Here is a 7297-nt window from a genome sequence, read left to right as displayed (position 1 = left end):
TGCCGGACGTTCAACGTCCTGCTGGTGGAGGACCGCAAGGTGGCAGCGGCACTCATCGCCGTCGGCAACTGAGCCTCCTATGGACCTGGACCGGGTGCGCGCTGACACGCCGGCTGCGGCAAGGCGCGCCTTCCTGCACAATGCCGGCTCCGCCCTGATGCCGGTCCCGGTGGTCCGAGCCGTGCAGCAGCATCTGGAACTGGAGGCCGAGATCGGCGGCTATGCTGCGGCCGACGCGCAGGCCCTGCCGCTGGAGACGGTCTATCGGCAGGTGGCGACCCTGCTGGGTGCGGCACCCGAGGAGATCGCCCTCACCGAGAATGCCACGGTCGCCTGGCAGATGGGCTTCTACGCCCTGGCCCAGGACTTTCGCCCGGGCGACCGCATCCTGACCGCTCAGGCCGAATATGCGGCCAACTACGTGGCGTTCCTGCAGGCCGCAAAGCGTACCGGCGCCGTGATCGAGGTGGTGCCGAGCGATGGGGCGGGCGAGCTCGACGTGGCGGCGCTGGAGCAGATGATCGATGACCGGGTCAGGCTGATCGCGGTCACCTGGGTCCCGACCAATGGCGGGCTGACCAATCCGGCCTGGGCCATTGGGAGGGTCGCCCGGGCCCACGGGATCCCCTATCTGCTGGATGCCTGTCAGGCCGTGGGCCAGATGCCGGTCGATGTCGAGGCGCTGGGGTGCGACCTGCTCTCGGCCACCGGCCGCAAGTTCCTGCGTGGGCCGCGCGGCACCGGCTTCCTTTATGTCCGAAAGGCGCTCCTGGACCGGCTCGAGCCGCCGATGATCGATCATTTCGCGGCGCCCTGGGTCGGGCGCGATAAATACCGCCTGCGGGACGATGCGCGCCGCTTCGAGACCTGGGAGAACAACTACGCAGCGAAGCTGGGGCTGGGTGCCGCGGTGAGCTATGCGCTGGGGATCGGCCTGGGTCCGATCATGGCGCGCTGCCGGCTGCTGGCCGAGCGGCTGCGGGATGGGCTGCGCGAGGTGAGGGGGGTGACGCTTTGCGATCTCGGGCGCTCGCCTGGCGCCATCGTCAGTTTCACCGTGGCCGATGTGCCGGCTGAGGAACTGGTCGCCCGTGCGGCAGAAGCCGGGATCGTGATCGGGGTATCGCCACCGGCCAGCACGCTTCTGGATGCCGAGGCGCGCAGCCTGCCGCCGCTCGTGCGGGCCTCGCCGCACTACTACAACACCGAGGACGAGGTCGACCGGCTGGTCGAGCTGTGCCGGAGCCTGCCGGCGGCGTGACCGCCGGCAGGTGGCGCGAGGTCAGGCCGAGGCCTTGGCCAGCTCGGCTTCAACCGCTTCCCAGTCCACCAGATGGTTCAGGAAGGCCGCGAGGTAGTCCGGCCGGCGGTTGCGGTAGTCGAGATAGTAGGCGTGCTCCCACACGTCCACGCCCAGGATCGGGGTGGCGCCGTCGACCAGCGGGTTAGAGCCGTTCGGGGTCTTGGAGACCTTGAGCTTGTCGCCGTCCAGGGACAGCCAGGCCCAGCCGGAGCCGAACTGGGTGACACCGGCCTGCTTGAACTGCTCGGCGAAGGTCTCGTAACCGCCGAAATCATGCTCGATGCGCTTGAGCAGCTCGCCGCCGGGCTTGCCGCCGCCGCCCTTCTTCATCGTCCGCCAGAACAGGTTGTGGTTCCAGTGCTGGCCGGCGTTGTTGAAGATGCCAGCCTTCGTCGGATCCTTGGAGGAGATCACCACGATCTCCTCGAGCGACTTGTTCTCCAGATCGGTACCGGCGATCAGGTTGTTCAGGTTGGTGACGTAAGTCTGGTGATGCTTGCCGTGGTGGAGCTGCAGCGTCTCCTCGCCCATGTAGGGGGCGAGCGCATCGTGCGCGTAGGGCAGCTCGGGTAGGGTGAAGGCCATCGGAAGTTCCCTCGACGTGGAGGCGTGGCAGGCCACGCTCGTCTCGCCTCCGCTACATAGGGGCGAGTCGGCAGTGTGGAAAGATGCCGCGACCCTTGCGGGTTCCATGGGCACGCGCCAGTTGAGGGCCGGTCCGCCGGACGACCGGCAAGGAGATCCCGGTTGAACCTCGGCCTCGACGCCAATCTCACGCACACCCTGCATCACGACGACCCCGACCGGTTCTGGTGCCTGGTGCCGGCCGAGCCCGGCCAGCGCCCGGCGGCGGCCGCCCTGCTCGCGTTCAACCAGGAGCTCGGTCGGATCCCCCAGCAGGTGACCCAGCCGATGGCCGGCTTCATCCGCCTGGAATGGTGGCGCGAGGCGATCGCGGAAGCGCGGGCGGGCCGGCCGCGCCATCATCCGGTGGCCGGCGTCCTGCCGCTGATCCAGGCGGCCGGGCTGGGTGACGCCTCGCTGGTGGCCATGGTCGATGCCCGCGAGCGCGAGCTGGACGAGCGGCCGATGGCCGATCTGGGCGAGCTGCTGGCGCATGCCCGGGCCACGGCGGGGCTGCTGCAGGAGAGCTTGGCAGCGGTCGCTGGCGGTGATCCGGTGCGCGCCCGGCGGATCGGCACGGGCTATGGGCTGATGGGCATCCTGCGCGCCACTGGCCATCTGGCGGCGCGTGGCCAGATCCTGCTGCCGGACGACCTCCTACGGCGGCACGGAGTCGGCCGCGATGCGCTGCTGGCGGGCAAGCCGGGGCCGGGCTTGGCCGAGGTCGCCGCGATGGTGGCGCTGGCGGCACGGGACGAGCTGCGCGGCCTTAGGCCGCTGCGGGGCGAGCCGGCCACACCCTTACTGCTAATCACTCGCCACCAGCTCCGGATGCTGGACCGGCTGGACCACGACCCGTTCGCCGCGGCGACGATCGGCCGCCCGCCGCTCCTGGCCCTGCGCCTGCTCGTGCTGCAGGGGCTGAGGGTCTGAACCGTCGGAAGGGGCCGGTTCATTGCTCGCGGCGCACGTCCTGGCCGAACAGCGGCACGGTGGAGATCGCGAGCTTGGCCGAGGCGTCGGTGACCTGCCGGGAATAGACCACGTAGACCATGGTCTGGTTCTTCTGGTCCCAGATCCGCCGCACTGCGACCGACTTGAAGATCAGGCTGCGGCGCTCGCTGAAGATGTCCTCGCCCTCCTCGTCGGTCTCGATGTCGCCGATCACGATCGGGCCGGTCTGGCGGCAGGCGATCGAGGAGTTTGACGGGTCCTCGAACCAGTTGCCCTTGGTCATCCGATCGATGAGGCTGCGCGAGAAGCTGGCAACGTGGCAGGTCACCCCCTGCACGCCCGGGTCGGGGAAGGCCTGGACCACGATGCCGTTGCCGGTCCAGTCGTTGCTGAACTCGCCGACCTCTTCCTGGGCCAGAGCCGGGGTGGCCATGAGCGGCAGGGCGATCAGCAGCGGCAGGAACGGGCGCATGGCGGCTCCGGATGGCGGGCGGCAAGGGCGGTCTCTATACCGGAGGGACAAGCCGTGCCGCGAGGGGGTGGTTCCATGTCTGCGAGTTGGCCCGGTGCCGAGGAATGGCTGGCGCGGCTGGTGGGCTTTCCGACCGTGGCGGGCGGCTCGAACCTCGACCTGGTCGTCCATGTCCAGGATGCGCTGGACGGTCTGGGGGTGCCGGCGTCGCTGGGCTACGACCCGACCGGCACCAAGGCCGACCTCCTGTTCACGCTCGGGCGCCAGGACGGGCCGGGCGTCCTGCTCTCGGCCCATTCCGACGTGGTGCCGGTGACGGGGCAGGCCTGGGCCAGCGACCCGTTCACGCTGGTGGAGCGGGACGGAAGGCTGATTGGCCGGGGAGCCTGCGACATGAAGGGCTTCATCGCCTGCGTGCTGGCCAAGGTCCCGGCCATGCAGGCGGCAGCGCTACACTGGCCGATCCACATGGCGATCTCCTATGACGAGGAGCTGGGCTGCAAGGGCGCTCCGGCCCTGGTCGAGCGGCTGCGCGCCGAGCTGCACGACCTGCCGGCCGGCTGCATTGTCGGCGAGCCTAGCGGCATGCGCCTGGTCGACGCGCACAAGGGCAAGGGCGGCTGGCGCTGCACGGTCACCGGCCGGGCAGGGCACTCGGCGCTGACCCATCAGGGCGTCAATGCGGTGATCGCGGCGGCCGAGCTGATCCAGTACATCCAGGGCCTGCACCGGCGTTGCCGGGAGGCCGGGCCGTTCGCTGAAGGCTTCGAGCCGCCGCACACCACCGCCTCGGTCGGCCGGATCGAGGGTGGCGGCCAGCTCAACATCATCCCCGAGCGCTGCGAGTTCGCCTTCGAATTCCGCACCCTGCCGGGGCAGCGTCCTGCCGACTGGCTGGCGCGGGTCGAAGATTATGCCAAGCGGCAGATGCTGCCGGGCATGCGCGCGATCGCGCCGGAGGCGTCGGTGAGCTTTGCGGAGCTGATCGGCTATCCGGGCCTGGCTCCGGCCCCGGACGGGCCGTTTCGGCGGCTGGTGGCGGAGCTGGCCGAGCCTGGGCTCGCCGGCAAGGTCGCCTATGGCACGGATGGCGGGGTGATCGCCAAGGCCGGCATCCCGACTCTGGTATGCGGGCCGGGCGACATGAGCGTCGCCCACAAGCCGAACGAGCATATCACCCAGGCACAGCTCGTCCGCTGCCAGGACTTCCTGGACGGCCTGATCGCCGCCAGTGTCCGGGGAGAGCCGCTCCAGCCGGATTGAACGGTCAGGCGAGGCTGAGGCTGGCGTTCTTGCCAGAAGGTCCTTGCGGCAGTTCCACCTCCAACTCCAGCACGGACACGCCCTGCTGTCGCTGCATGTGGACCTTCACCTGGTCCTTGTCGATCTGGATGTATTTACGGATCACCTCCAGGATCTCCTGCTTCATCATCGGCAGGAAATCCGGCGCATTGGTGGTGACCCGCTCGTGGGCGAGCAGGATCTTCAGCCTGTCCTTGGCTTCCACAGCCGTATTCTTCGGCTGCCGGCCGAAGAACCGGTCGAGCAGATTCATGCCGACCTCCTGAACAGACGTTCGAAGAAGCTCTTCTTCTCGGGCTGGAGGAAGCGCAGGTCGACTTCCTCGCCCAGCAGCCTCGATACCGCATCCTTGTAGGCGTCGGAAGCCTTGGACTTCTCGTCCAGGATGACGGGCATGCCGACATTGCTGGCCGAGAGCACCGAGGAACACTGGGGTATGACGCCCAGCACCGGGATGGCCAGGATCTCGACGATGTCGTCGAGCTTGAGCATCTCGCCCTTGTTGACCCGCTCGGCGTCGTAGCGGGTAACCAGGAGATGCTGCTTGACCGCTTCCAGGCCCAGCTCGGCCCGCCGGCTCTTCGAGTTCAGGATGCCCAGGATCCGGTCGCTGTCGCGGACCGAGCTGACCTCCGGGTTGGTCACGATGATCGCCTCGTCGGCGAAGTAGAGCGACATCATCGCCCCCCGCTCGATGCCGGCGGGGCTGTCGCAGATGATGTAGTCGAACTCGCCCTTCAGCTCGTCCAGGACCTTCTGGACGCCCTCCTGCTTGAGGGCTTCCTTGTCCTTGGTCTGCGAGGTCGGCAGGATGCTGAGATTCTCGACCCGCTTGTCCTTGATCAGCGCCTGGTTCAGCCGGACGCCGTCGTTGATGACGTTGATGAAGTCGAACACGACGCGGCGCTCGCAACCCATGATCAGGTCGAGATTGCGCAGGCCCACGTCGAAGTCGATCACGACCGTCTTGTGCCCGCGCATGGCGAGTCCGGTCGCGATCGCGGCGGCCGAGGTGGTCTTCCCTACCCCGCCCTTGCCGGAGGTGACGACGATGACCTTGGACAAGGGGCCCTCCCGGAGGCACTATCGCACGATGTGGATCAGCTACGGCTGGCGGTGGGTCACGACAGGGCGGTCACGACCAGCTTCTCGCCGTCGCACGCCACCTTGGCGCGCTTTTTCAGAACCCGTTCGTCGAACTGCTCGCTGACCAGGTGAATGCCGGCAATCGACAATAGCTCGGCATCCAGCTGGTCGCAGAAAATCATCGCACTCTCGTCGCCGTCGATGCCGGCGAACGCCCGGCCGCGCAGCGAGCCGTAAACATGGATATGGCCGCCCGCGATCAGTTCCGCCCCGTGGCCAACCTGGCCCACCACCACGATGTCGCCGTCGGGCGCATAGATCTGCTGGCCGCCGCGCACCGGCTCGGTGATCAGCAACGCCGGCGAGGTCGCCTTCACCGTCGGGCCGGGCTGGGCGGCCGGCGCCTCCTTGGCCTTGGCCTGCTCGGCATTGCGGCCCTCTGGCAGGATCGCGAGGCCCGCCGCGATCGCGGCCTCGTTCCATTCGGGCGAGCCGTTCTGCAGGCCCACCGGGATGATCCGGTGCTCGCGCAGCCTCGTCACCAGGGCGGCGAAGTCGATCGGCGGCAGGCTCGCCACCGGTGCGGCATCGATCACGATCGGCGCGTTGCGGAAGAAATCCGGGCTGTGCGCGATCTTGTCCAGGAACTTGGCGAAGAATTCCGGGTCGTGCGGCTCGACGAGCCGCAGGGACAGGAGCGTCTGCAGGCTGCCGCGGATCTGGAACGGCTGGGAGCGCGACGACATCAGGCTATCGGTTCGACTATCGCATGGCGGGAGGGGGGTCGCGGGCCGGGCGAGCATCCCTGCCGCGCATGAGCCGCACCGTAGACGCTTTTCGACGTCGCACAAGCGCCCGCGCGTTCCTCACCTTGCGGTTGTGTTCCATGTGTCGATCGCGGCCAGCGCGCGGGTCGCCAGCGCCGCCTTGCGGCCGTCCTTGCGGACCTTGCCCTCCAGAGGCGGGAACAGGCCGAAATTGACGTTCATCGGCTGGTAGGTCTCGGCCATGGCGCCGCCCGTCACGTGCGCCAGCAGCGCGCCGTGGGCGGATTCCGGGGGTGGGGGGAGCGGCGAGACGCCGCGGGCCTCGGCACCGGCGAAATAGCCGGCGAGCCAGCCGATCGCGGCACTCTCCACATAGCCCTCGCAGCCGGTGATCTGCCCGGCTAGGCGGACATGCGGCAGGGACTTCAGCCTGAGCTGCGGGTCGAGCAGCTTGGGCCCGTTGACGAAGGTGTTGCGGTGCAGGCCGCCAAGGCGCGCGAACTCCGCCTTTTCCAGGCCGGGGATCATCCGGAACACCCGGGTCTGCTCGCCGTGGCGCAGCTTGGTCTGGAAGCCCACCATGTTGAACAGCGTGCCCAGCGAATTGTCCTGGCGGAGCTGGACCACGGCGTAAGGGCGCCTGCCGGTGCGCGGATCGGTCAGGCCCACCGGCTTCATCGGCCCGAACGCCAGGGTGCGGCGGCCGCGCTCAGCCATCACCTCGATCGGCAGGCAGCCCTCGAAATAGGGCGTGGCCTTCTCCCAGTCGCGGAACTCGACCTTCTCGGC

General features: G+C 68.6%; 9 protein-coding genes. 3 read left to right on the top strand and 6 right to left on the bottom strand.

The window, feature by feature from the left end:
- Window positions 1–79 precede the first annotated feature (79 nt).
- Window positions 80–1261, top strand: coding sequence for an aminotransferase class V-fold PLP-dependent enzyme (locus EQG76_RS11440; RefSeq protein WP_159713457.1), 1182 nt, complete (start codon window positions 80–82; stop codon window positions 1259–1261).
- Between the two features lie 21 nt (window positions 1262–1282).
- Here the strand turns inward: EQG76_RS11440 and EQG76_RS11435 are convergent, their stop codons facing one another.
- The gene (locus tag EQG76_RS11435; protein ID WP_159713455.1) at window positions 1283–1888 is read right to left on the bottom strand and encodes a superoxide dismutase; all 606 of its coding nucleotides are present in this window, start codon (window positions 1886–1888) and stop codon (window positions 1283–1285) included.
- A 162-nt stretch (window positions 1889–2050) separates the two neighbouring features.
- On the opposite strand from EQG76_RS11435, the gene EQG76_RS11430 reads away from it, so the two are divergent.
- On the top strand, window positions 2051–2860 hold the full coding sequence (locus EQG76_RS11430; protein WP_159713453.1) for a phytoene/squalene synthase family protein: 810 nt from the start codon (window positions 2051–2053) through the stop codon (window positions 2858–2860).
- 19 nt (window positions 2861–2879) lie between these two features.
- On the opposite strand, the gene EQG76_RS11425 is transcribed toward EQG76_RS11430, so the two are convergent.
- Complete coding sequence (locus EQG76_RS11425) at window positions 2880–3353, bottom strand: CreA family protein (protein ID WP_159713451.1); 474 nt, start codon at window positions 3351–3353, stop codon at window positions 2880–2882.
- 75 nt (window positions 3354–3428) lie between these two features.
- Here EQG76_RS11425 and argE point away from each other — a divergent pair, with 75 nt between their 5' ends.
- Complete coding sequence (gene argE / locus EQG76_RS11420; RefSeq protein ID WP_159713449.1) at window positions 3429–4616, top strand: acetylornithine deacetylase; 1188 nt, start codon at window positions 3429–3431, stop codon at window positions 4614–4616.
- 4 nt (window positions 4617–4620) lie between these two features.
- Here argE and minE read toward each other — a convergent pair whose 3' ends face one another.
- The 4 genes from minE to trmFO all read right to left on the bottom strand — a co-directional run.
- The gene (gene minE, locus EQG76_RS11415) at window positions 4621–4908 is read right to left on the bottom strand and encodes a cell division topological specificity factor MinE (RefSeq protein ID WP_159713447.1); all 288 of its coding nucleotides are present in this window, start codon (window positions 4906–4908) and stop codon (window positions 4621–4623) included.
- Window positions 4905–5720 carry a septum site-determining protein MinD gene (gene minD / locus EQG76_RS11410; protein ID WP_159713445.1) on the bottom strand — a complete coding sequence of 272 codons (816 nt, stop codon included), beginning with the start codon at window positions 5718–5720 and terminating at the stop codon, window positions 4905–4907. Before minD ends, minE begins: the two co-directional genes overlap by 4 nt.
- A gap of 56 nt (window positions 5721–5776) precedes the next feature.
- Entirely contained in the window at window positions 5777–6487 is a 711-nt protein-coding gene (gene minC / locus EQG76_RS11405) for a septum site-determining protein MinC (protein WP_159713443.1), read from the bottom strand.
- Window positions 6488–6607: 120 nt separating this feature from the next.
- A partial coding sequence (trmFO, locus tag EQG76_RS11400; RefSeq protein WP_159713441.1) for a methylenetetrahydrofolate--tRNA-(uracil(54)-C(5))-methyltransferase (FADH(2)-oxidizing) TrmFO occupies window positions 6608–7297 on the bottom strand: 690 nt, incomplete at its 5' end.

This window comes from Geminicoccus flavidas (assembly GCF_009806515.1).
In the GTDB taxonomy this organism is placed as follows: Bacteria; Pseudomonadota; Alphaproteobacteria; order Geminicoccales; family Geminicoccaceae; genus Geminicoccus; species Geminicoccus flavidus.
Note: the sequence above shows the minus strand (reverse complement) of the source record. Positions and strands in the feature narration are given on the sequence as shown.

Excerpts from the sequence above, each read along its gene's own strand:
- EQG76_RS11435 (WP_159713455.1), bottom strand. The coding sequence starts at position 1,888 with ATGGCCTTCACCCTACCCGAGCTGCCCTACGCGCACGATGCGCTCGCC.
- minE (WP_159713447.1), bottom strand. The coding sequence starts at position 4,908 with ATGAATCTGCTCGACCGGTTCTTCGGCCGGCAGCCGAAGAATACGGCT.
- EQG76_RS11425 (WP_159713451.1), bottom strand. The coding sequence starts at position 3,353 with ATGCGCCCGTTCCTGCCGCTGCTGATCGCCCTGCCGCTCATGGCCACC.
- minC (WP_159713443.1), bottom strand. The coding sequence starts at position 6,487 with ATGTCGTCGCGCTCCCAGCCGTTCCAGATCCGCGGCAGCCTGCAGACG.
- argE (WP_159713449.1), top strand. The coding sequence starts at position 3,429 with ATGTCTGCGAGTTGGCCCGGTGCCGAGGAATGGCTGGCGCGGCTGGTG.
- EQG76_RS11440 (WP_159713457.1), top strand. The coding sequence starts at position 80 with ATGGACCTGGACCGGGTGCGCGCTGACACGCCGGCTGCGGCAAGGCGC.